The 21,745-nt window shown below is 63.4% G+C and carries 17 protein-coding genes, 1 tRNA gene and 1 pseudogene; 11 read left to right on the top strand and 8 right to left on the bottom strand.

The genetic code is table 11. The features are described from left to right. Positions 1-8 precede the first annotated feature (8 nt). The 4 genes and pseudogenes from EKO19_RS01870 to EKO19_RS39690 form a co-directional block, all read right to left on the bottom strand. Positions 9-1,124, bottom strand: coding sequence for an acyl-CoA dehydrogenase family protein (locus tag EKO19_RS01870; RefSeq protein ID WP_129774710.1), 1,116 nt, complete (start codon positions 1,122-1,124; stop codon positions 9-11). Positions 1,125-1,151: 27 nt separating this feature from the next. Further along, positions 1,152-1,245: transfer RNA gene (locus EKO19_RS38110), tRNA-Sec, on the bottom strand. A 4-nt stretch (positions 1,246-1,249) separates the two neighbouring features. Further along, on the bottom strand, positions 1,250-1,501 hold the full coding sequence (locus tag EKO19_RS01865; RefSeq protein ID WP_129774709.1) for a SelB domain-containing protein: 252 nt from the start codon (positions 1,499-1,501) through the stop codon (positions 1,250-1,252). Between the two features lie 38 nt (positions 1,502-1,539). Next, positions 1,540-1,708 (bottom strand): annotated as a pseudogene (locus EKO19_RS39690) (GTP-binding protein); the annotation flags it as partial. Between the two features lie 45 nt (positions 1,709-1,753). Between EKO19_RS39690 and selA the strand changes: the two are divergent. Then, the gene (selA, locus tag EKO19_RS01860) at positions 1,754-3,151 is read left to right on the top strand and encodes an L-seryl-tRNA(Sec) selenium transferase (protein ID WP_129774708.1); all 1,398 of its coding nucleotides are present in this window, start codon (positions 1,754-1,756) and stop codon (positions 3,149-3,151) included. Positions 3,152-3,156: 5 nt separating this feature from the next. Next, entirely contained in the window at positions 3,157-4,212 is a 1,056-nt protein-coding gene (gene selD, locus EKO19_RS01855; RefSeq protein WP_129774707.1) for a selenide, water dikinase SelD, read from the top strand. 4 nt (positions 4,213-4,216) lie between these two features. Here selD and EKO19_RS01850 read toward each other — a convergent pair whose 3' ends face one another. From EKO19_RS01850 to EKO19_RS01840, 3 genes are all read right to left on the bottom strand, one after another. Further along, positions 4,217-4,648 (bottom strand): MarR family winged helix-turn-helix transcriptional regulator, encoded by a 432-nt coding sequence (locus EKO19_RS01850; RefSeq protein WP_157995069.1) that lies wholly within the window; start codon positions 4,646-4,648, stop codon positions 4,217-4,219. A gap of 56 nt (positions 4,649-4,704) precedes the next feature. Further along, positions 4,705-6,471: a PAS domain-containing protein gene (locus EKO19_RS01845; RefSeq protein ID WP_175596926.1), complete on the bottom strand. Its 1,767-nt coding sequence runs from the start codon at positions 6,469-6,471 to the stop codon at positions 4,705-4,707. A gap of 189 nt (positions 6,472-6,660) precedes the next feature. Beyond that, entirely contained in the window at positions 6,661-7,722 is a 1,062-nt protein-coding gene (locus EKO19_RS01840; RefSeq protein WP_157995068.1) for a GGDEF domain-containing protein, read from the bottom strand. Positions 7,723-8,019: 297 nt separating this feature from the next. Between EKO19_RS01840 and EKO19_RS01835 the strand changes: the two genes are divergently transcribed. The 6 genes from EKO19_RS01835 (at position 8,020) to EKO19_RS01810 (ending at position 15,158) form a co-directional block, all read left to right on the top strand. After that, positions 8,020-8,559 carry a Csu type fimbrial protein gene (locus EKO19_RS01835; protein ID WP_157995067.1) on the top strand — a complete coding sequence of 180 codons (540 nt, stop codon included), beginning with the start codon at positions 8,020-8,022 and terminating at the stop codon, positions 8,557-8,559. Positions 8,560-8,570: 11 nt separating this feature from the next. Further along, positions 8,571-9,128 (top strand): Csu type fimbrial protein, encoded by a 558-nt coding sequence (locus EKO19_RS01830; RefSeq protein ID WP_129774702.1) that lies wholly within the window; start codon positions 8,571-8,573, stop codon positions 9,126-9,128. Beyond that, complete coding sequence (locus EKO19_RS01825) at positions 9,128-9,910, top strand: fimbrial biogenesis chaperone (protein ID WP_129774701.1); 783 nt, start codon at positions 9,128-9,130, stop codon at positions 9,908-9,910. The genes EKO19_RS01830 and EKO19_RS01825 overlap by 1 nt, the downstream gene beginning before the upstream one ends. A 56-nt stretch (positions 9,911-9,966) precedes the next feature. Next, positions 9,967-12,309: a fimbria/pilus outer membrane usher protein gene (locus tag EKO19_RS01820; RefSeq protein WP_175596925.1), complete on the top strand. Its 2,343-nt coding sequence runs from the start codon at positions 9,967-9,969 to the stop codon at positions 12,307-12,309. Further along, positions 12,306-13,292 (top strand): Csu type fimbrial protein, encoded by a 987-nt coding sequence (locus EKO19_RS01815; protein WP_129774699.1) that lies wholly within the window; start codon positions 12,306-12,308, stop codon positions 13,290-13,292. The genes EKO19_RS01820 and EKO19_RS01815 overlap by 4 nt, the downstream gene beginning before the upstream one ends. A gap of 222 nt (positions 13,293-13,514) precedes the next feature. After that, complete coding sequence (locus EKO19_RS01810) at positions 13,515-15,158, top strand: methyl-accepting chemotaxis protein (RefSeq protein WP_129774698.1); 1,644 nt, start codon at positions 13,515-13,517, stop codon at positions 15,156-15,158. 37 nt (positions 15,159-15,195) lie between these two features. Here the strand turns inward: EKO19_RS01810 and EKO19_RS01805 are convergent, their stop codons facing one another. Continuing rightward, on the bottom strand, positions 15,196-17,325 hold the full coding sequence (locus EKO19_RS01805; RefSeq protein WP_129774697.1) for a TonB-dependent siderophore receptor: 2,130 nt from the start codon (positions 17,323-17,325) through the stop codon (positions 15,196-15,198). Positions 17,326-17,468: 143 nt separating this feature from the next. On the opposite strand from EKO19_RS01805, the gene EKO19_RS01800 reads away from it, so the two are divergent. From EKO19_RS01800 to EKO19_RS01790, 3 genes are all read left to right on the top strand, one after another. Further along, entirely contained in the window at positions 17,469-19,127 is a 1,659-nt protein-coding gene (locus EKO19_RS01800; protein ID WP_129774696.1) for a M28 family peptidase, read from the top strand. Positions 19,128-19,317: 190 nt separating this feature from the next. Continuing rightward, a complete protein-coding gene (locus tag EKO19_RS01795) occupies positions 19,318-20,205 on the top strand; it encodes a hypothetical protein (RefSeq protein ID WP_129774695.1) in 888 nt (295 codons plus the stop codon). An 84-nt stretch (positions 20,206-20,289) separates the two neighbouring features. Beyond that, on the top strand, positions 20,290-21,744 hold the full coding sequence (locus EKO19_RS01790) for an FG-GAP repeat protein (RefSeq protein ID WP_129774694.1): 1,455 nt from the start codon (positions 20,290-20,292) through the stop codon (positions 21,742-21,744). Position 21,745: the final 1 nt, after the last annotated feature.

Raw genomic sequence — 21,745 nt, 5'->3', positions numbered from 1 at the left:
GCTGAGCCTCAGAACAGCGGCAGGCCGGTGATCGCTTTGCCGATGAAATCGTAGAGCACGTCGGACGTCGGAGCCATCACGCTTGCAGCGCGGGCGTCACGGAACAATCGTTCGATGCCGGCCTCGCCACGAAACGCGGCGCCACCGCAGACGCGCATTGCCGTGTCCGTAACTTCGAGTGCGGCTTCGCCAGCGGCCGCTTTGACTTCCAGAACGCGAAGTATGGTATCGCTGCGATTGTCGGTAATCGCGGCGACGGTATCGCTGAGTAACGCGTTGACGGAATCAGTGCGAATGCGGGCGCGTGCGAGGTAAGCACGAATGGTCGGCAAATCGGCCAGCGAGGTACCGATATGCTGATGTTTGGTCCCGGCGACGTGAGCGATGGCTCGAGTGAGCGCGCCCTCCATCAAGCCGACGGAGCACGCGGCACTCAGTGTTGAAAACCACGGCAGCACGACGCCCATCATGATGTCGAAGCCTTTGCCGTCGTCGCCCAGTCGATCGATTGTCCGAATGCGCACGCCTCGAGCAGCAATCGGCGTGGACGCGTTGCCGCGCAGGCCGAGACCGTCAAATGCGCCAGGCTGACTCAAACCAGACAGCTTCGCATCGACCAACCAGAGCGTGCTCGCGCCTTCGGCCGCCAACGGTTTGCTCGACCAGACATAGCTGTCGGCTTCGAATGCCGAGGTGACCCAGCTCTTGCGCGCATCCAGTACCACATCGTTGCCTTCAGCCCGCGCCGTGCTCACCGGTGCCCAGAAGTGGCTGCGCGACTCAGCTTCGGAGAACGCGAGCGTCGACAGATGTCTGCCCAATGCAATGGCTTCCCGCAGTTCGTCGGTACCGAACTGATTCACTACGGCGGTGGCGCAATAATGCATGCATACCACCATGGCGGTGGAAGGGCAGGTTTGCGCGATGCGCGACACAACTTCAGTGGCTTCGCGCAGCCCCAGGCCCATGCCGCGTACACGCGTCGGCAAGGTGAGGCCGAGCAGCCCGGCTTCACCGAGTGCATGAATTACTTCGCGGGGGAAACGGCCTTCCTCGTCGGTGCGCTGAGCGAGCGGCGCGAGAGTCGAGTCGATAATTTCATCGAGACGGGCGAGGCGATGCATGAGTACGTCCCTAGGGGCGAGAAGACGTGGCGGAAGAGGCAGGAGTCGAACCTGCCGAAGATGCATGGCACCTTCCTCCGAGTTTGAAGTCCGGGCACCCCGCCGGGGATGTTTCTCTTCCGCGGCTATGGTGCATTTGGGTGGGCTGCATTGTCCAGTTGGCCGACCACCAGAAAATAATCGGGCCGCACTTTGCGGCGGTCACCGTCACGACGCATGACGCCGATGCTGTCGAAGAATTCGAGAATGCGGATCACTTGATTGCGGCCGATGCCGATTGCATCCCGATATTGGGCAGCGGTGAAGCCCTTGCCCCCCACGTCCCGGGCCAGCGCAGCGGCGCGTTCAGCCAGCGCGGCGACCTGATCGCGCAACATGAAACGCTCGTCGTCGATGCGCCAGACATCGCCGCTGCCACGACGCCGGTGATCGGAGCGTCGTCGGGCCGCCAGTAGGCAAAGCCCAGGTCGATGGAAATGCCCCGTGCGCGCTCTTCCGGCAGCCGATCCGTCTCAACGCCGGTGAGCGCGCGGATCAGCGAAGTTTTTGCCGTGATCGATGTGACCTGCGGTCGCTACGAGCATGCGGTCTCGATATGATAGGGACCAGGGCAACGCGGACCCCGATCCATGGCCAGTCAGCCGACCAGTCCTTTCCCCTCTGTCGATCGCGTCGTGCGTTTCGACACCGTAGCTCCCCTGTGCGAAATCTACGGTCGCGGCGCGGTGGTCGATGCGATCCGAGCGGTGCTCGACGATTATCGCGCACGTATGCACGAGTCGGAATATCTGTCGCCAAGTGACAAGGAGTTATCGCGACGAGTCGAGGATCGGTTGATGGTGCGCGCCACGCCGCGATTGCGCCGCGTGTTCAACCTGACCGGCACCGTGCTTCACACGAACCTGGGTCGCACGCAGCTGTCGTCGCGAGCCATCGAGCATGCTTCCATGGCCATGCGTGAAGCCTGCAATCTGGAGTTCGATCTCGACAGCGGCGGTCGCGGCGAACGTGACAACCTGGTCGAGGATATTCTCATCGAGTTGACCGGGGCCGAAGCGGCGACGGTCGTGAACAACAATGCGGCGGCGGTGTTGCTCGTGCTCGCGACACTGGCGCAGAAGCGCGAGGTCATCCTGTCTCGTGGCGAGTTGGTCGAGATCGGAGGGGCGTTCCGGATTCCCGATGTCATGCGCAGTGCCAATACTCGACTGATCGAGGTCGGCACGACCAATCGAACGCACGCCGCCGATTACCAGAAGGCCATCGGTCCGAAAACGGCGGCACTCATGAAAGTCCACACGAGCAACTACAAGATCAGTGGATTTGTTGCCGATGTTGCGGAGCCCGAGGTCGCGCGCATCGCGCACGAGCACCAGTTGCCCTTCATCATGGATCTCGGTGCCGGCAGTCTGATCGACCTGGCTGCGTACGGTCTGCCGAAGGAGCCTGTGGTGCGTGAGACGATCGCCAGTGGCGCCGACGTTGTGACATTCAGTGGCGACAAACTGCTCGGTGGGCCGCAGGCGGGGCTGATCGTGGGTAAGAAGGCGTTGATCGACAAGATCAAACGTCATCCATTGAAGCGTGCGCTGCGTGTGTCGAAGCCGGTCCTGGCCGCGCTCGAAGGAACCTTGCTTGCGTATCGCACGCCTGATCTGTTGGCTAAGGAGCTGCCAACGCTGCGCTTGTTGACGCGTCCGGTCACCGACATCGAAGCGCTTGCGAATCGACTGTTGCCACATCTTGCCGCCGCACTCGGAGATCAATGGCAAGTGACTGTGGCGCCGGTTGCGAGCCAGGTGGGCAGCGGTTCATTGCCCGTCGAAATCATTCCGAGCATGGCGCTGACATGTCGTCCCACCAGCGCCAAAGCCGGTTCGGCATTGCGGCGTCTGGCTGCCGCGTTACGCAAGTTGCCGACGCCGGTCATCGGACGAATCGCAGATGACGCGCTGGTGCTCGATCTGCGCTGTCTGGAAGACGAGCCGGGCTTCCTCGCACAACTCGATCGGCTTGCCGCGAAGTGATCCTCATGAATCAATCCGCTGAACCCCGCCTCAGTTCTTTGTCTCACGGTGGCGGCTGTGGCTGCAAGATCGCACCGGGACTGTTGTCGCAGATTCTCAAAGGCACGTCGGCGCTGCCGATTCCGCCGGAGCTGATGGTCGGCATGGAAACCTCCGACGATGCCGCCGTCTATCGACTCAACGACCAGCAGGCGCTGATCGCGACGACCGATTTCTTCATGCCCATCGTCGACGATCCGCACGACTTCGGCCGGATCGCCGCGACCAATGCGATCAGCGACGTTTATGCGATGGGCGGGCGGCCCATTCTGGCGCTGGCCATCGTAGGCATGCCGATCAATGTGCTGTCGCCAGCCACGATCGGGCGAATTCTCGAGGGCGGTGCGTCGGTGTGCCGGGACGCCGGCATTCCGATTGCCGGCGGGCATAGCATCGATTCTGTCGAGCCCATCTACGGATTGGTGGCGCTGGGAATCGCGCACCCCGATCGCATCAAACGAAACGCCGATGCTCGGCCCGGCGATGTGCTGGTGCTCGGCAAGCCGCTCGGTGTCGGTGTGTTGTCGGCTGCGCTCAAGAAGGGAGCGCTGGATGCGGCGGGATATGAGCAAATGATGGCAACCACGACCAAGCTGAATACGCCGGGCCCGGATCTCGCGGCGCTCGCGGGCGTGCATGCACTGACTGACGTAACGGGGTTTGGCCTCGCCGGTCATACGCTGGAGTTGGCACGAGGCGCGCGGTGCGACGTACAGATTGAGTGGTCGGCGGTGCCTTTGCTCAAGGGCGTGCGTGCGCTGGCGACGCAAGGTTTTGTCACGGGCGCGTCTGGCCGCAACTGGTCGGGCTATGGCGCCGAAGTTGCGCTTCCCCCGACATTTGCAGCTGAAGACCAAGCGTTGCTCAGCGATCCGCAAACCAGCGGCGGACTGCTGGTGGCGTGCCTGCCTGCCGCTGTGGAAGAAGTGCTCGACGTGTTTCGACGCCATGGTTTCGAGCACGCAGCGAAGATCGGCTCGGTCGCGGCGGACCGTGCCCGGCCGACGCTGACCGTCGGTTAGTCGTTCATTGCCGCGCGATCCGCTGAAGGAATTCCAGCAACTGCCGGTGTTCGTCCGGAGTGAACCGCGAATGGAAACGCGCTGTATGTTTCTGGAACTGACTTTTCAGGTGTCGCAGCGTGCGTGCGCCGGTCACGGACAGATACAGTCCTTTGCAGCGCCGATCGGCTTCGCGCACCCGGTGCTCCACCCATCGCCACTGCTGCAGCTTCTTGACCAGGCTCGCCGCCGAGCCGCGATCGAGCAGCAGTGCGTCGGCCAGTTGTGTCTGCAAGATGCCGGGATTGGCGCCGACCAGCGCCAGCAGGTTGAAGACCACCGGTCGTACCGCACCGAGCTGCGCCAGCAGGTCACGACGCAGTACGGCCATCGCACCATGCATGGCGAAGTCGAGACTGGTGCCGAGAATGTCGGTATCCAGGGCGTCGGCGGCCAACCTCTCGCAATCCGATGACAAGTCGGCAGACATTGTGCCGGACGCATCCATGATCGCTACTCCCCGGCGATGACGAAGTGGAGTGCAACGCTGCGATCGGCGTCGCCCTCGGCCCACACCCGGCCACCGAGACAGCGCACGGCGCCGCGGACGATCGCGAGCGACAGCCTGTCAGCCGGATTTTCTCCAAAGGTTTCCAGCCCATCCTCGGAAGATCGGGCCGGCGGCTGCGTGAAACCGGTGCCGTTGGTAATCGTCCACACCAGTTCGTCTCCTGTAGCCGCGGCGAGCACGCCGACGCGAGCCGGCGTCGCCTTGATGACAGCGCCGAGGAGATGGCGCACGACCAGTTGTATCAGCTTCCGATCGGTGCGCAGCGGCGGCAACGCTGCGATATCGAGCTCGACCTGCCGGCCGGCGGTCCGCTCGAGCTCCGCTTGCAGGCACTCCTGAAACAGTCGGTTCATGTCGATCTGCTCCATTTTCAATTCACAAGTCGCGACCAGTGGCAGGTCCGACAGTCCGCGGACCAGATCCGCGATCTCGTCCGTGGCCCGCGCGGCGTCGCGCAGAACCGGTTCGGCGGGCCGCGAAACGATTTCGTTCATCGGCTGTTGCAGGATCTCGATCGCGGTTCCCAGCCGTTGCAGTGGCGTGTCGAATGCGTCGACCGCCGGGGCGAGCACCGCGTTCAATCCCCACGCCGCGTTGTCGAGCTTCTCCGTCTGCAATTTCACCTGTCGCTGCAACTCTTCGTTGAAGCGGCGCCGGCGGCGTTCCGCGTTCCTGGCGGCCGACACATCCTGGCCGCAGGCGACGATCCCGTCGACGCGGCCATCGGCGCTCAGCAGCGGACTGAAGGAGAAATCGATCCATTGGCGCGCGTGCGATTCGGGATATTCGAACTCCATGGTTTCGATCAGCCGCTCGCCCTTCAGCGTGCGGCTCAAGGTCGCGCCGAGCCGGCGGCGACGCGCCACGTCCTGGATCGAGTCGAGCGAGGGCATGCCGTTGGTCACCGCGATGCCTTGCGTGGCCGAGATGAGTGCGGCATAGGCGGCATTGAAATGGCTATAGCGCAGCTGGCGATCGAGCACACAGATCGGCTGGTCGGTGCCGGCGAGCACAGCCGACAACAGACGCTCCTGAAAAACGCTGCCGCCGCCGGCGATGTTACTGCGGGCTGTGTCGAGCTCCAGCGCGATGAGACGCCGCGAGCCGTCCGCCGCCTCGACCACTTTGCCCAAACCGATCATCGTATGTAACGAGCCGTCCATCGAGCGCAGGCGGTATTGCACCTCGTAGCCGCCGGACTGCTCGATAGCGCCGGCGATCGCATGATTTACATGGACGCGGTCTTCGGGCGGAATCAAGCGCAGAAACGCGGCAAGGTCTGTCGGTGGCGACGCCGTGCCGATGCCGAGTACCGCTCCGGCCTGCGGCGACCAACAGATCTTCGCCGACGGTTCATCCAGGCGCAGTTGCCATGAGCACGCGGCGATGAGCCCGCTCGCCTCGCACAGGCTGTCGAGATCGACCCGCTCGCGGCTGCGGTCGGCTACCAGAGCGTCGATGTCGTGCAATGTCACTACGAGGCACAACGGAACGTCGTCTTCGCGGACACAGCGAACCGTGCAGACGAAGTCTCGCGATGTTCGACGCGCGGAGGGCCAGTGGATCTGTTGGTGGACGTCGGACTTCAGTGCTGCGTCCAATAGCGACGATTCGATTCGTCTGCCACTGGCTGTGACCACGTTGGTACCGACCAAAGGTGCGTCCGCAGGCTCATCGCACAACGCGGCGAAGGCGGGATTGATGAACATGAGGGAGCCGGCAAGGCTGGTGACAGCGACAGGCTCTGCATACTGCAAGGCCAAATGCTGCACGAAGGAGTCATCCGCTAACACGCTAGTCAGTGCATCTCGCCCGGTAGATATAGGAATTTTTCCGACAGCGATCATCGACGCGCCCCCCGCTCAGAGATATCGTCGAATGTACCTACCATGGATTTTCTATTCGCCGGTCCGCTTCGGCCGTGTCGTTGCGGGAGTTTCCGACAGAGCGCGCAAGCCGCGCAGAGTGCCGTCCCAGGTATCGAGTAGTTTCGGATTGATGCTGGTCGTGTCGTTGAATCTTCCCGTGCGCGACATCGGGCAAGCGGGTTCCGCGAGCGCGGCGGCGAGCACCGGATGTCCGCCCTGGCGTTTCGATTGATACATCGCCGAGTCCGCCGCTCGCAGCAGTGGGCGGGCGGCCGTGCCGTGTTTCGGGTAGATGGCGATGCCCGTGCTCATGCCGACGCACACCGGTCCCCGCTTCGCGGCCACGGGTTGACCCACGATGGTCGACAAGGTCTGCGCCGCCTCCAGCGCTTTGTGCTCATCGACCTGATCCATGATGATCAGGAATTCGTCGCCGCCGAGGCGCGCCACTGTGTCCAGTCCGCGTATCGAGCGCTTCAGCCGCTCAGCAGTCTTGCGCAGCACCTTGTCGCCGAAGTCGTGGCCGTAGGTATCGTTCAGCGGTTTGAAGCCATTGAGGTCGATGAACATCACGGCCAGCGAGTATTGATGACGTTCGGCGCGCGTGATCAATTGTTGCAAGCGATCCAGCGCCAGCGAACGATTCGGCAAGCCCGTCAAGCTGTCGTGCTGTGCCTTGTGCGCCAACTGGTGAAGCATCGCTGTCACGTTGTTCGAGTCGCCGTGCGATTGCGCGTCAGGCACGGGCTTCGCTGGCGCGGCGGCGGGCCTGACAGGTAACGGTTGTTTGCGTAGCGGAACGGAGCCGGGCTGCTTCGCGGGCGATCTGACGTTCGCGGCGGCAGGGCGGACCGGCCGATCCGCCGGAGGTCGGCGTGCAATCCGTGGCCGTGCATGCCACACCGCCGAAGTCAGGGCAGCACCGATGAGCATGACCAGCACGTCCGCGATCATGATGGCTACATGCTGACTATGAATTGTCTCATCCAGCAGAACCACTGCCAGCGCCCATAGCTGCACTAGAAACATCAGTCCCAGCAGTGACAACAGTCCGTAGTATTGTATGACCTTGAGTCTTCTCGCCTTCCACATCTCACGTCCAGCCCATATATCGATGTAAGCAACGGCGCGGGTTGCGCCGATACGGTTGACATTGCCACGGACCTTCCCGGCTATCCTGCTGATGACGTCACAACCCACGGCGCGCCGTGCAGTGTGCGCCGCACATCTTGCTGGAAATACCAACCATCGACCGGGACACGAGGCTGCCGCCCGGGGCCGCACCGAAGAATGAGTCACGGATTCGGCCTGGCGTCTGCCTTCAATCTCAAGCGGCGGGCGAATCGGCCGCGAGTTACCGGGAACGTAGTCAACAACGGAGAGGCCGGCATGAAACATTGCAATCGATGGTTGGGTATGGGGGCCGCGGTCGCGCTGATCGCAGGTTCGGCCGCACAGGCCAGTGTCTCGGGCAGCATGGGCGTGCAGCTGCAGCTGGAGAATGGCTGCATCGTTTCCGGTTCGACCGACCCGCTCTCGGCGGTGGACTTCGGCACGATGGATTTCGGCGCCGCGCCCACTATTTTTACGGAGAACCTCCACGCGCAGGCCATGATCAGCGGCAGCACCGTGCAGCTGGAATGCTCGGCAGGCGCTGCGCTGAATATTCTCGTCGGCAGTGGCCAGAATGCATCCGGAGGTGTCCGTCGCATGGCCGCGGGCGGCAACTTCGTGCAGTACCGTCTGTTCACGCAGCCCAATGGAGGCGGCGTCGAATACAGCGTTGGCGGCGGCGCGCTGAATCTATCCGCTACGGTGCCGGGCGCCGGCGGCACTTTCGATCTGCCTGTTCATGGAGTGGTCGCTCCGCAGGCGGGTCTGGCCGCCGGCAATTACAGCGACCTGGTGAGCATCACCCTGACTTTCTGAGGTTGAGAGCGATGCGCCGGGAAGTTGGCAATCTGTTGCAGGCGAGTGCGATGGCGATGCTTGGCTGCGCACTCATCGGGCCAAGCGTCGTGACGGCGCAGACCGCGCCCACCACGGGCGTGCTGCAAGTATCGGCGCGCTTGGAAAGCGGCTGCCGTGTCGCCGGGCAATCGCAGGCGAGCGGTGTCGACTTCGGCACGCTGGATTTTTCGACTCAGCCGTCCTTGTTCCAGCGGCCGTTGACCGCGCAATCGCAGCTCTCGATGGGGACGCTGCAATTGCAGTGTGTGGGGGTCACCTCCGCCAGCGTCGTCATTGACGTGGGCCTGCATGCCGCCGGCAATCAGCGACGGTTATCCAGTGGCGCGCACTATGTTCCATACGACCTGTATGCCGACAGCACGGGACTGGAGCCCTTCGTCGGCAGCACGCCGCGAGCCGTGGCGATCTCGGCAACCGGCGCGTTGGCCGTGCTAGACCTGCCTGTATTCGGGCGAGTGCCGCCGGCGCCCGGCGCATATTGGCCGGGCAGTTACCAGGACAGCGTGCAAGTGACGGTGAGTTGGTGATGCGCGCGACACTTCGACAAATGCTCCGGGCGGTTGCCGTCGTTCTGGCACTGGCGATGTCCCCGGCCGCTGCGTTCGCCAGTACGACGTTGCTCATCTGGCCGCTCGATCCGACCATCGAAGCCGGACGCAGGGCCGGCGCGCTGTGGCTGGAGAATGTCGGCAGCACGCCCGTTACCTTGCAGATCCGCGTGCTCGCCTGGGATCAGCAGAACTTCCAGGACGACTACACCGCGCAGAACCTGATCGTCGGCACGCCGCCCTTCACCACCATCGCTCCCGGCAAGAAACAACTGGTGCGGCTCACATTGACCGCGCCGCTGGTCGCTGCCGAGGAACGCGCGTTTCGCATCCTGGTCGATGAGATTCCGACGGCGCAGCCGGCCGGCGGCTCCGGCTTGAGATTGCAGATGCGCTACTCGCTGCCCTTGTTCGCTTACGGAGAAGGGCTGTGGCGCAAGCAGGCAGGGGGGCGCCCGAGCGCTACCCGCGCGCAGCCTGCGCTGAGCTGGCGGCTGGTCGAAGACGGCGGCACGAGGTACATGCAGGTTCGCAATTCCGGTTCGGGCCATGCACGGCTGAGCCAGGTGCGGTTCGTCAATGCGGCGCGCATGGCACTCGCTGCCGACGACGGGTCCATCGATGTCGCGACCGGGTTGCTCGGCTACGTGCTGCCGGGACGAACGATGCGCTGGCCGTTGCCGGCAGGAGTGCCGTCCGGCCGGCAACTGCAGGCGCAGCTGGAAACAAATGCACCGCCGGTGACGTTGCCCGGTGAGTGACCATGCGCTGTCGCGGTTGCCGGGCGTGGGCCTCTCGATGGAGTTGCGGAAGCTGGTTGCTTCTATGCCAGGCCGCACTCGGCGACGCGGCGTTGCCGCCGCCGCTGCCCATTTCCGGCGACGCGGCCTCGGCCATCCCAACGACTTTGTATCTAGATTTGCGGATCAACGGCGTTGCGGCGGGGAGCGTCGTTCCGGTACAGCAGGCCGGTGCGGACCTGCGGGTGCGCATCGGCGACTTGCGTGCCGCCGGCGTGAATGTTTCCAGGCTCGGTGGCGAGACCGAGCAGTGGTTGTCGCTCGACTGGGCACCCGGCATCCGGCACCGTTACGACGCCAACGCTCTGCTGCTGGAACTCACCGTGCCGCCGGAGTGGCTCGCCGTACAACATCTGGATGAGACGTCGCGCGGCACGCCAGCGGCAAGCAGCAGCGCCGGATTCGCACTGAACTACGGCATGCACGTCGTCGATGGCGAAGATCAGCCGATGTCCGCGTCGCTCTGGTCGGAGCAGCGGTTGTTCGGTGGTTACGGAGTGGTCAAGAACACTGGCTTGCATCGCTATTCGGACGCCGCGGGGGAGTGGCCGCAAGTCGGCGCTGGTCAGCGCGGCTATGTCCGGTTCGACACGGCCTGGTCCAATTCGAACGAGCAGCAACTGCAGAGTTGGACGGTGGGCGATCTCATCACCTCGGCGCAGACCTGGAGTGCGCCGGCGCGCATCGCGGGCGTCAAGCTGTCGCGTGACTTCCGGCTGCGGCCCGACTTGATCACTTATCCGCTGCCGCAGTTCTCCGGCCAGGCCGCGATTCCATCCACGCTCGATCTGTTCATCAACGGCCAGCGGGCGCGCTCGGAAAACTTGCGCCCGGGTCCTTACACGATATCGAGCATGCCGCTGGTCACTGGAGCGGGCGAGGCGACGCTGGTTACCACGGACATCCTCGGCAGACAGGTCACGACCACGCTGCCGTTCTACGCGAGCAGCGAGTTGTTGCGGCGGGGGCTGTCCGACTACTCGCTGAGTCTCGGGGCGATGCGGCGTGATTACGGCTTCGAGAACTTTTCCTATGGACGCTTCGCCGGCGCCGGATCGTTGCGCTATGGCCTGACCGACGCCGTCACGCTCGAAAGCCAGGCCGAGATTGCGACCACGGCGGTGGGTAACTTCGGCTTGCTGGGGCTGGGCGCCGTGGCGACCGCGGGCACGCTCGGCGTGTTGAACGGTTCGTTGAGCCGCAGCGCCAACTACGGCACTCAGGGCTGGCAATATTCTTTCGGCTATCGGTACGCGAATCGCGGTTTCAATGTCGGCTACCAGGGCACGCGCAGCTCGGCGGATTTCTACACGCTCGCGAACGCCGATGCCGGCGCCGCCTGGTCCGGCGCCAGTAGCAGCGACATCCTGACGGCCGGCTGGTCGCTGGCTCGCATCGGCAGCGTGGCACTCAGTCACATTCGGGTGCAGCCGGCGGGCGGCTCGGCGCTGCGGCTGTTGAATGTTTCTTATGTGAGGTCCTTGCCCGGGGCGCTCAGTCTGAGGATTGGCGCCAGCCGCGATCTGCGACTGGGTGAAGGGACATTCACGGCGCAACTGCTCGCTTCGTTCGGCCGGGGCGGCAATCTCTCGATCGGCACGCAGCAGGATTCGGCTTCGAACGAATACATCCAGTACTCCCGCGGCGTGCCGTCCCAGGGCGGTATCGGCTGGAATCTCGGGCATGCGAGCGGCACGGCCGACGATTCGTTCACCGATGCCAGCGTGGCGTGGAGCGGTCGCTACGCTCGTGCCGAGACTGGCATGGCCACCTATGAGGGGCGACAGGCTCGCTGGGCCGACCTGCGAGGGTCGCTGCTGGCGATGGGGAATGAAATGTTCGCTGCCCGGCAGGTCAGCGATGCCTTCGTCGTCGTGTCCACGGACGGGATCGCCGGCGTGCCGGTTCGCTACGAGAACCAGTTGGTCGGCTACACCAACGAGCGCGGCCGGCTGCTCGTTCCGTGGGTCACCTCGCATTACGCCGCGAAATTCAGCATCGATCCCATCGACCTGCCGCCCGAGATCTCGGTCGCCGACACGGAGCGGCGCCTCGCGGTGAAACGGAACAGCGGTGCGTTATTGAGCTTCGACGTGCGACGCGTGACCGCTGCACTCATCAAACTGGTGGACCGCGATGGCCGCGTGCTGCCGGTGGGCAGCCAGGTGCTGGAGAACCATTCCGGTCAGGCGGGGACCGTGGGCTACGACGGGCTGGTTTATTTCGAAGACCTGCCGCCGCAACTCGAAATCCACGGTCAGCGGCCCGATGGCAGCAGCTGTCGCGTCGAGGCGGTTTTGTCACAGCCCGCGACCGCGCTCACGCAACTGGGTCCGCTGACGTGCGAGAACGCGCCATGAGCCGGTTGTGCCTCTTGCTGCTGGCCTGGATCGTCATCCCGTTGGATGTCTCCGCCTGTTCGACCACGAGCACGGCCTCGATCGATCTCGGCAGCAAAAGCTCGTTTGACGCGACCACCGCGGTGACCGGCGCCGGCTCCGGCAACAGCGGTCTGACGTGCAGCGGCATTCTCGGGTTGCTGTCCAGTCAATACATATTCATCTCGGTGGATAGCAAGAGCGCGGGCCTGGTGAACGCGGTCAGCGGCGACAGCATTCCTTTCGATGTAACTACAGTGCCTGCCGGTGTGCCGCTCACCGCCGGCTCGACCTCGGGCAATCTCGCCGGCGCGAGCCTGCTGAGCCTGGGGGGCTCCAGCGGCGAGGTGCAACTCTTCCTCAATCTGGGCGCGGCCGGCAACGTCGCAAGCGGCACTTACACCGGAACGATCACCTTGCGCTGGCACTACGCTGTGTGCACGAACATCAGCGCCGTCGGCATCTGCATTGGCGGTTGGACGCGCAGCGCCGGCATCACGCAAAGCTGCCTGCTGGGACTATGCACGTTGACGCAGTCGTCGCTGCCTGGCGCGGGCGAGGCCGTCCAGGTGACAGTCACATTGAATGTGACTCGCGATTGCCGATTCGACGCCGATGACATCGATTTTGGCGGCGCGCCGTTCGCGGATAGTTTTGCGCCGGTGAGCGGCGCATTACGCGTGAGGTGCACCAAGGGCACGACCTACAGCGTGGGGTTGAGCAACGGCAACTATTTCAGCGGCGGCCGCAGGCGCATGGGCTCGGGCACAAACCGGCTGGAATATGATGTGTTCCGCCCAGGCGGCCAGCCCTGGGATGCGCTCTCGCATCGGGCGCTGCAAGCCGTACCCGCGCTGGGCAACGTGCCCGAGTCGTTCACCTACGAAGCTCGCATCTATCCGGATCAGCCGACGCCGCCGGCCGGTACTTATCAGGACGTGCTCATCATCGACGTTGCATTCTAGGCGTCACGGCGCGCTTCGGCAGCCGGCGTCGCCGGCCACAACTGGTTGTAATGCTCAATCAACTTTGCGAACCCGCCGCCGCGCCGCCCCGGAATCTGCGTTACTGGTCGCAATTGCAGACGATGCCTGGCCGCGTTGCTCAATCGTCGCTGCCGGAGGACGAAAATTTCCTCAGCACGCATCGGATTGACACCGCTGCGCTCCGGTGAAGAGGAACATCACATGTATTCGAACCACAATGCGACGCCGACGGAATACGTCCTGCCCGAGGATGAGGTGATCATTACGCACACCGATCCGGACAGTCGTATCACTTACGCCAACCCCGCGTTCCTGACCAGCAGCCAGTACACGCTGGAGGAGTGCATGGGGCAGCCTCAGAATATCGTCCGGCATCCGGACATGCCGCGCGAAGCATTCGCCGATCTGTGGCGCACCATCCGGGCCGGCAGGAGCTGGACCGGCATCGTGAAGAACCGACGCAAGGATGGCGGTTTCTACTGGGTGCGCGCCAACGTCACGCCCATGATGCAGGAGGGAAGGACCATCGGTTATATGTCGGTACGCGTGAAACCGACACGCGATGAGATAGCCGCGGCGGAACGGATCTATGCAAAGTTTCGCTCCGGCTCGGCCCGCAGCCTGCGGATCCGGGAAGGTCGCGTGGTGGATGCGTCGTTGCAGGGCGCATTCCAACGCATGCTGAGTCCATCGCTTCGGGCCAGCGCCTGGGTGGTCATGGGGGCACTCATTCTCCTGCAAGGCTTTGTCGGCTTACGCAGCGTGGCGATGGAAGGTTGGGGCGTCGCCGCGTTGGCGAGCGTGCTCGGCACGCTGATCGCCGTGGGCGCGCTCATCTATACGCAGGTCAGCGTGGTCGGAGCGCTGCTGGCATTGCAAGCCACCGCTTTCCGGCTCGTTGCGGGAGATACCCGCAGCCGTATCGAAGAACTCGGACCGATCTGCATCGCGCGGGTCGCGCTGGCATTCGAACAATTGAGAGTGAAGCTCGACGGCGTGCTCAAGGACAACCTGACCGCCGCGACCGGGCTCAGCGGCGGAGTCGGTACGGTCAGCGACTCCATCGACGAGATTTCCGAGCGCGCTACGGAGAACGCGGCGAGCCTGGAAGAAACGGCGGCCTCGCTCGAACAACTCTCCGCGACGGTGGCTCGCAACGCTGCGAGCACGCAGCAGGCGGCACAGCTCGCGCAGGAATGTTCGATCAAAACCGGGCGCGGCCGGGAGGTCGTGACGCAGATGCATGAAACGATGAGCGCTATCGCGCGCTCATCGCAGCGGATCGGTGAGATCGTGGGCATCATCGACGGCATCGCATTTCAAACCAATCTGCTGGCGCTGAATGCAGCGGTGGAGGCCGCTCGGGCCGGCGAGCAGGGACGAGGATTCGCGGTCGTGGCGCAGGAAGTGCGCAATCTCGCGCAACGCTCGGCGGCATCGGCGAAGGAGATTCGCGAGTTGATCGGCGCCGCGAGCTTGACGGTCGAACACGGCGGTGAATTGGCGGGGCAGGCGGACGAAGCAATGCGGCAGGTCGTCGCCGCGGTTCGACAGGTGGCGGAGGTGATCGAGGAGATCGACAGTGCCGGCCAGCAGCAGTCGGCCGGCATCGAGCAAATCAACGCCGCGGTTCGCCAAATGGACGAAGTGACTCAACGCGACGCGCAGATGATCCAGGAACTGGCCGAGACTGCCGAGGAGTTGCAGCAACAGTCGCGGATCATGATGGGCGCCATCTCCGCATTCACTCTGCAGCGAGGGGTTGATGCGGCCTCGAAGTCGCTCGGATCGTCCGGCGGCCGGTCGGTTGTGGCGTTTCGTAGCGGGAACCGGCGCGCCGCTTGAGTTGCGTCGAGCGGCACGGCGGGCAGCGCGCTGACCGTTACAGCGATCCTCGCAGCGATACCGAGATGCGGCGCGGCTCACCGAAGAAGTTCTGTCGAGTGGGCCCGCTGACTTTTTCCCAGTAGCTCTTGTCGAACAGATTGTCCACGTTGAAGGACAGTCGATACTTCGGCGTGATGTCGTAGCTGGCGCCGAGCTGGAACACGGTGTAACCCGGTCCCCGGATTAGCTGGGCACCGGTGCCGTTATAGAAGTCGCTGACCGATCTCAACCCAAAGCCGATCTCCACGCCGCGCACGATGCTTTCACTCAGTGCGTGATGAACCCACAGATTGCCGCTGTGCTTCGGCGTGAAGGAGCTGATCGGCTGACCTTGCTGGGCTGGAGTGCTGCGCAGATATTTTGTTTCGGTGTACGCGTAGCCGGCGCTGACTGACCATTGCGGAGTGATCTCGCCGCGAGTGTCGACCTCGAAGCCTTGCGCGCGGGCTTTACCGGACGGGATGGAGAAAGTGAGGTTCGCGGGATCGGCGATGGCGCGGTTCTCATCGATGAGTCGATAGATCGCGGCCGTGTACAGCAACTGACCTTCGATGGCTTCACCCTTCAAGCCCAGCTCCACCTGGCGGCCGGTGCGCGGCTCGATCTGCTCTCCAGAAACCGTGCGGGCATTCTGGGGTTTGAAGATCTCGTTGTAGCTCGTGTACAGGGCGATGGACGGCGTGACATCGACGATGGCGGCGACATATGGCGTGAATTCCGCGTCCGCGTCGAAGCCGCTCGGCACGGCGTTGGTCACGGTCTCGGATTCCCACCAGCTCAAACGACCGCCACCGATCAGCGTCCAGGCCGAGGCAACTTTGTAGCGCAGCTGGGCATACGTGCCGTAGGACGTGACCTCGGTATCCGTGACGTTCACGCTCAAGTCGAAGTCCGGTTTCGGGATGGCGCGATGATCGACGTCGAACAAATTGATCGAGCCGTTGATGAGCCCGCTGTACGGGGCGTAGTCGGTCTCGTTCTTCGAACGACGATAGTCGGCGCCGATGAGCAGGTTGTGGGTTTGGCCGCCCCAGGTCAGCGGCTTGCTGTAGTAAACGTCGAAGCTGCTGTCGGCGTCGTCGCGTTCGAACGCCGACACGGACAGCGCGTTCATCGTGCCGTCGGCGGTGGGAATGGACGGATCCAGATACGCGGCCTCGTTCTTACGCTGCAGGTGGCGCAGGGCCACTTTGAACAGCGCGTCGTCATCACCTCGATGTTCCAGCTCGACGAAGGCGCTCTTCGAATCCAGCTCCTGATAGTTCCAATCCATCACCGGCATGGTCGAACGCGGCATATCGATGAGTTGAGCGTTCGCGAAGGTCGGCAGGCCGCGCGACAACACGGTGTCGACGTTTTGCCAGGTCACTCCCAGCGACAGCGTGGTCTGCTCGCCGAGATCGGTTTCCAGCGTGCCGTAGATCAGACGTTTCTTGTTGTCGTCGATGCCGTCCATGAAGGTGTCGAAGTTCTGCACCACGCCGACGACGCGGCCTCGCACCGAGCCGTCGTCGTTCAGTGGGGCGTTGAGATCCAGATCGAGACGACGCTCGTTCCAGGAGCCGACGGTCAGTCCGCCATCGAGTCGGAAGTCCGACCAGGCGCGTTTGCGGGCCATGTTTACCGTGACACCCGGTTCACCCGCGCCACTGAACAGGCCGGCGGCGCCACGTTGTACTTCGACACGATCGTAAGCCGCGAGATCGAAGTAGATGCCGTTGGTATCGGTCTGCACCGTCAGACCGTCGAGCTGATAGGTGTCGGCGGCATAGCCACGCGCCATGAACTGCGTATAGGTGCCCGTGGCGTCGTAGCGTTGGATGGTGACGCCGGTGACGTTCTTCAGCGCCGACTCGACCGTGGTGAGGTTCTGATCGGTGAGTTGCTCGCGCGTGATGATGGTCACCGAGTGAGGCAGCTCTCGCAGCGGCCGCGTGTCCTTGCCCAGCGTGGTGGCGGGCGCGGCGTAACCCGTGCCTTCAGTCGATGCATCGGTGGCTTCTGCTGCCTGCACCTTGATCGTGGACAGGGTCTGTTCCTTCGACGCTTCCTGAGACATCGCGACGAAGGGCAGGGCGGCGAGCGCAAACGTACATGCCGGGACGGCGGAGCGAAATTTATTCATGAGGCCAGCTCTTGTTGATTGATCGTGCAGCGACGGGCTGGCGATATGCGAACCCGAAGCGGGTCGCAGGAGCTGGCGGCATGCCCTGTGTGATAACTTGGGCAGCGGCGCAATGATTGCGATTCTCGACTGACATGCAAATTATGAAGACCCATCTTGCTGGCTTCGCGGTGCTGATCGGCTGCGTTCCGTTCAGCGCCGTCTCCGCCGAAGCCGTCGATGCAAAACGCATGTCGGATGTGGTTCGCGTGCTCGCTTCGGATGAGTTCGAGGGACGCGCGCCGGGGACGGCGGGCGAGACCAAAACGGTCAATTATCTGGTCGAGGCATTTCGTAGTTACGGCCTGGAGCCAGGCGGCGCCAAGGGCTCCTGGACGCAGGAAGTGCCGCTGCTGCGAACTCAGATCGAAACGCCGCGGACTTTGCAGGTGACCATCGACGGCAAGGCGCAGCCCCTGACCCAGGCCAAGAACATCTATTTCAGCACCGTCCGGGATTCACAGAAGCTGACGATCGAAGGCGCGCCAATGGTGTTCGTGGGCTACGGCGTGACCGCGCCGGAGCGTCGATGGGACGACTTCAAAGGCGTCGATCTGCGCGGCAAGGTCCTGGTGTGTCTGGTCAACGATCCGGACTTCTCCGCGCAGCCGGGCGAGACCGTCGCTGGAAAGTTCGGCTCGCGTCGTATGACCTACTACGGTCGCTGGTCCTACAAGTACGAAGAAGCGGCGAGGCGGGGCGCAGTCGCGGCGCTCATCGTTCACGACACCGACGGCGCCGGCTACGGCTGGTCGACAGTCACCGCGCCGGGCGGCGAGAACTATGCGCTGGTGTATCCGGATGCTTCGAAGGCGCCGCCGACCGTGAAATTGCAGGGATGGCTGGAAGGCGAAGCGGCGACAGAGTTGTTTCGTAGCGCCGGCCTGGATCTGAGCGAGTTGCGCCGGAAAGCACGCAGCGCGGATTTCAAACCCGTGGAATTGAAGGGCGCGACGTTCACTGCGGACGTGCCGGTGGCGACCACCAAGAGCATCAGCCACAACGTACTGGCGAAGATCACGGGTAGTGAACATCCCGACGAGGTCGTGATGATGTCGGCGCATTGGGATGCGTACGGCCTCGGCGCGCCGGATGCGCAAGGACGAAAGGTTCGGCCGGGTGCGAACGACGACGCGCTCGGTACTGCCGGCGTGATGGAGTTGGCTCGCCTCTTCAAGACTGAGTCTCGCCCGAAGCGCACGATGGTGTTCGCGGCTTGGACGGCCGAGGAGCGCGGTCTCATCGGATCGCAGGCCTACGCGTCGAATCCGGTGTATCCGTTGCCGAAGACTGTGGCGAATCTGACGCTCGATGTCCTGCAGACCGCGGGGCTGTCGCGCGACGTGTTGCTGGTGGGCGCGGGGCAGAGCGAACTCGAAGACGACCTCGCGCGAGCGGCCGCGAAACAGGATAGAACCATCACGCCGGAGACGCTGCCGGAGCGCGGCTTGTTTTATCGCGCCGATCATTTCTCGCTGGCAAGACAAGGCGTGCCAGTGCTGTTGTTGATGGCGCTCAGTGGTGCGCCAGATCTGCGCGAGGGCGGTCGAGCGGCCGGCGAAAAGTGGCTGACCGACTACATGCGCTGCTATCACCAGACTTGCGATACCTGGGAGGCGAGCTGGGATTTGCGCGGCGCTGCTCAGGATGTCGAATTGTTTCACACCATCGCAGGCGATCTCGCCAACTCACGACGCTGGCCGCAATGGCGCTCGGACTCTGAATTTCACGCGATTCGGGAACGTTCGGAGTCGCAGCGCTGAATGTTTGAAATTTATTCGTAGAAAAAATTCAGCGTAGAACCGCGGCGACAGTTTGCATAACGCTGGCGCGCGCGAATAAGTTCCCCGCGCACGCCCAATGAATCACCGGGCACGCGCCAATTCCCAGAAAGAGTTTGCGTAGTCCGGGCTCAGCGGTTTCTACAAACAATCTGCCTAGGGGACTCGACCCATGTTACGGACGCATGCATTCGCTGCAGCGGTCTCGCTGTCGCTCGCTTTTGTCGCGGGCAACGCCGACGCTGCCAACCCGCTCGGAATCGCTTTCAAGACCGTCACCAATGTACCGCTGTACGGTAAACCCACCGCGATGCTCATCGCCGGACGCTGCAATCGCAACGACCCCGCGTTTCAGGAAGCTCGCCAGAAGGGCGCCGAAGTGCTCGCCTACGTCAATCCGGTTGCTCGCCCGGATCATTACGTGTGTGCGCTCGACACCCAGTACTACATGAACGACATTGGCCAGGTGCCGCTGTGGCCGCACCCGACGTACGGCCAGCGCAGCCCGTGGCCGAACACACGCATGACGGATATTCGCGCCGGTTCGGACTGGTCCGATTGGGTGGTGAGCTACGTCGAGCGCTTGATGCGGGAGAAGAAGGTCGATGGCGTGTTCCTGGATGCAGTGGGTGTCCGGCCGTGGTCCAGCCTCGCCGAGTGGAACTCCTGGCCGCAGTCGGAAAAGAACGCGTTCGCCAACGGCAACCTGGATCTGGTGCGGCGTCTGGACGCGAAGCGTCGCGCCATCAATCCGGACTTCATCATCGTCTCGAACAATGTCTGGGAAGCGGGCACGATGAACTTCACCTCGGCCGAGCGCTATCTCGATGGGGTCGTGATCGAGCATCCGAAGCCGCTGTCGCCGTGGCATGTGAACTACGTGAAGAAGCCTTTCGGCAATCTCGGCCATCGACGCGTGCTGGTGATCGCGAACAGCAGATCGGAAGCGCAGGCTTGGGCGAAAGTGCCGGGGGTCACGCACGTGTCCGATCAAACATCGGCGCAATACAAGAATCCGAATGTGCCGGCGGTGTCGTTTCAGCGCTTGACCGATCGCTAGCGTCGGCAAAGGAACCCTCCACCATGGTCAAACATTGCAAAGGGGGCGCATCGCCCACCACAGTGTCGATCATGGGGAGGGGGCGTGCGCACGAGAATTTCAGGGGTTTTCCTGGCGGCTAGCGTTGCGTTGGCAATGGTCACGGGGGCCGCGTCCGCAGGGCCCCTCAGTCGACCGGTGCCGGCGGCGAACAAAGTCGATAACGCGTCGCGTCAGCAACCGTGGAACCGGACCGCGAAGCTCCTGACTTCCGACTACGAGTATCACGAGCCGACCAATCAGTCGAAGAATCAGCAATACGGCATTCAAGTTGCGTTGAGCGGCGACGGTAGCACCCTCGCAGTTTCCGACGTTTGGTACTACGGTGGCAGCGAGTGGCCCTGGTACGGGTCGGGCGCGGTCTACGTGTATCGACGCGCGCGCGATGGCTGGAAATTGGAAACCAAACTCGAGCCGCCGACGGCTCGAGGCTACGATTTCTTCGGCTCGGATGTGGCGCTCAGCATGGCCGGCAACGTGCTCGTGGTGGGTGCGCAGTACGAAGGCTACGACGCACCGAGCCAGGACGCCGGGCCGGGTTCGGCGTTTGTTTATAAGCGTCGCCACGGTGTGTGGACGGAAGAGACGATGCTGCGAGCCAGCCGTCCGCAGGACTCGGCGTCGTTTGGACGCACCGTCGAGATCAGCGCGGCGGGCGATGTAGTCGCCGTCGGTGCGCCGTATGAATCGATCGATTCGGACGGCGTCACTCAGTCTGATGCCGGTGCGGTGTATGTGTTCGCGAAACAGGCGGGTGCCTGGAGCGAGCAGGAAGCTTTGACTGCTCCGGCGCCACAGAGCAACGATTGGTTCGGTTGGGGGCTGCGTCTGAGCGAAGATGGCCGCGCACTGGGCGTGCTCGCGGCCGAGCAGAATCCCGATACCGAAGATTTCGACCTCGGCGGTTGGCCGAATCGGGCCAACACCGTCTACCTGTTTCACAAACATGACGATGGCAGCTGGAATCTCGCCGCCGAGCTCGAGGGTTCGGCCAGCGAACCGCATTTCGGCGGCACCGCCTACGAGCCCGAAGGACAGACCGAGGGTTTCGATTTGAGCGCGGACGGTCGCGCGCTGGCGATCGGCTCGCCATTCGCCGCCGCCTCGGATGGCTCGACAGGGGTGATCCGGATGTATCGACGGCCAGCCCACCAATGGCTGCCGACGCGCACAGTGCTCAGACCGAACCTGCCGGAGCGTCGCTCGTTTGGCACGCGGGTGACGTTGAGCGCACACGGCAAATCGCTGGTCGCATTCGCGGACCAGGACGACGGTGCTTATGGCATTCCGTATGTCGTTGCGTTCGATCAGACGCAGAACAAGTGGCGGCAGACCGCGGTGTTCGAATCGCCGGCCACCGTTCCTGTGTCCACGGGATTCGCGAATTCACTCGCGTTGTCATGGAGCGGTCGATATTTCTCGCTCGGCGCACGCACGTACGCCACCGAGACGACGACGTGGGGCGCGGTGCTCAACTACCAGCGGAAACCGGCGCGATAGC

Source organism: Peristeroidobacter soli (assembly GCF_004138485.1).
Classification (GTDB): Bacteria; Pseudomonadota; Gammaproteobacteria; order Steroidobacterales; family Steroidobacteraceae; genus Steroidobacter; species Steroidobacter soli.
The sequence above is the reverse complement of the archived record's forward strand: the minus strand, read 5'-3'. Positions and strand labels throughout refer to the sequence as shown.

What these genes read in the sequence shown, in the direction of transcription:
- EKO19_RS01805 (WP_129774697.1), bottom strand. Translation starts at nt 17,325, where the DNA reads ATGAATAAATTTCGCTCCGCCGTCCCGGCATGTACGTTTGCGCTCGCC.
- EKO19_RS01795 (WP_129774695.1), top strand. Translation starts at nt 19,318, where the DNA reads ATGTTACGGACGCATGCATTCGCTGCAGCGGTCTCGCTGTCGCTCGCT.
- EKO19_RS01840 (WP_157995068.1), bottom strand. Translation starts at nt 7,722, where the DNA reads ATGTGGAAGGCGAGAAGACTCAAGGTCATACAATACTACGGACTGTTG.
- selA (WP_129774708.1), top strand. Translation starts at nt 1,754, where the DNA reads ATGGCCAGTCAGCCGACCAGTCCTTTCCCCTCTGTCGATCGCGTCGTG.
- EKO19_RS01815 (WP_129774699.1), top strand. Translation starts at nt 12,306, where the DNA reads ATGAGCCGGTTGTGCCTCTTGCTGCTGGCCTGGATCGTCATCCCGTTG.
- EKO19_RS01845 (WP_175596926.1), bottom strand. Translation starts at nt 6,471, where the DNA reads ATGTTCATCAATCCCGCCTTCGCCGCGTTGTGCGATGAGCCTGCGGAC.
- EKO19_RS01830 (WP_129774702.1), top strand. Translation starts at nt 8,571, where the DNA reads ATGCGCCGGGAAGTTGGCAATCTGTTGCAGGCGAGTGCGATGGCGATG.
- EKO19_RS01810 (WP_129774698.1), top strand. Translation starts at nt 13,515, where the DNA reads ATGTATTCGAACCACAATGCGACGCCGACGGAATACGTCCTGCCCGAG.
- EKO19_RS01870 (WP_129774710.1), bottom strand. Translation starts at nt 1,124, where the DNA reads ATGCATCGCCTCGCCCGTCTCGATGAAATTATCGACTCGACTCTCGCG.
- EKO19_RS01825 (WP_129774701.1), top strand. Translation starts at nt 9,128, where the DNA reads ATGCGCGCGACACTTCGACAAATGCTCCGGGCGGTTGCCGTCGTTCTG.
- EKO19_RS01800 (WP_129774696.1), top strand. Translation starts at nt 17,469, where the DNA reads ATGAAGACCCATCTTGCTGGCTTCGCGGTGCTGATCGGCTGCGTTCCG.
- selD (WP_129774707.1), top strand. Translation starts at nt 3,157, where the DNA reads ATGAATCAATCCGCTGAACCCCGCCTCAGTTCTTTGTCTCACGGTGGC.
- EKO19_RS01835 (WP_157995067.1), top strand. Translation starts at nt 8,020, where the DNA reads ATGAAACATTGCAATCGATGGTTGGGTATGGGGGCCGCGGTCGCGCTG.
- EKO19_RS01865 (WP_129774709.1), bottom strand. Translation starts at nt 1,501, where the DNA reads ATGTTGCGCGATCAGGTCGCCGCGCTGGCTGAACGCGCCGCTGCGCTG.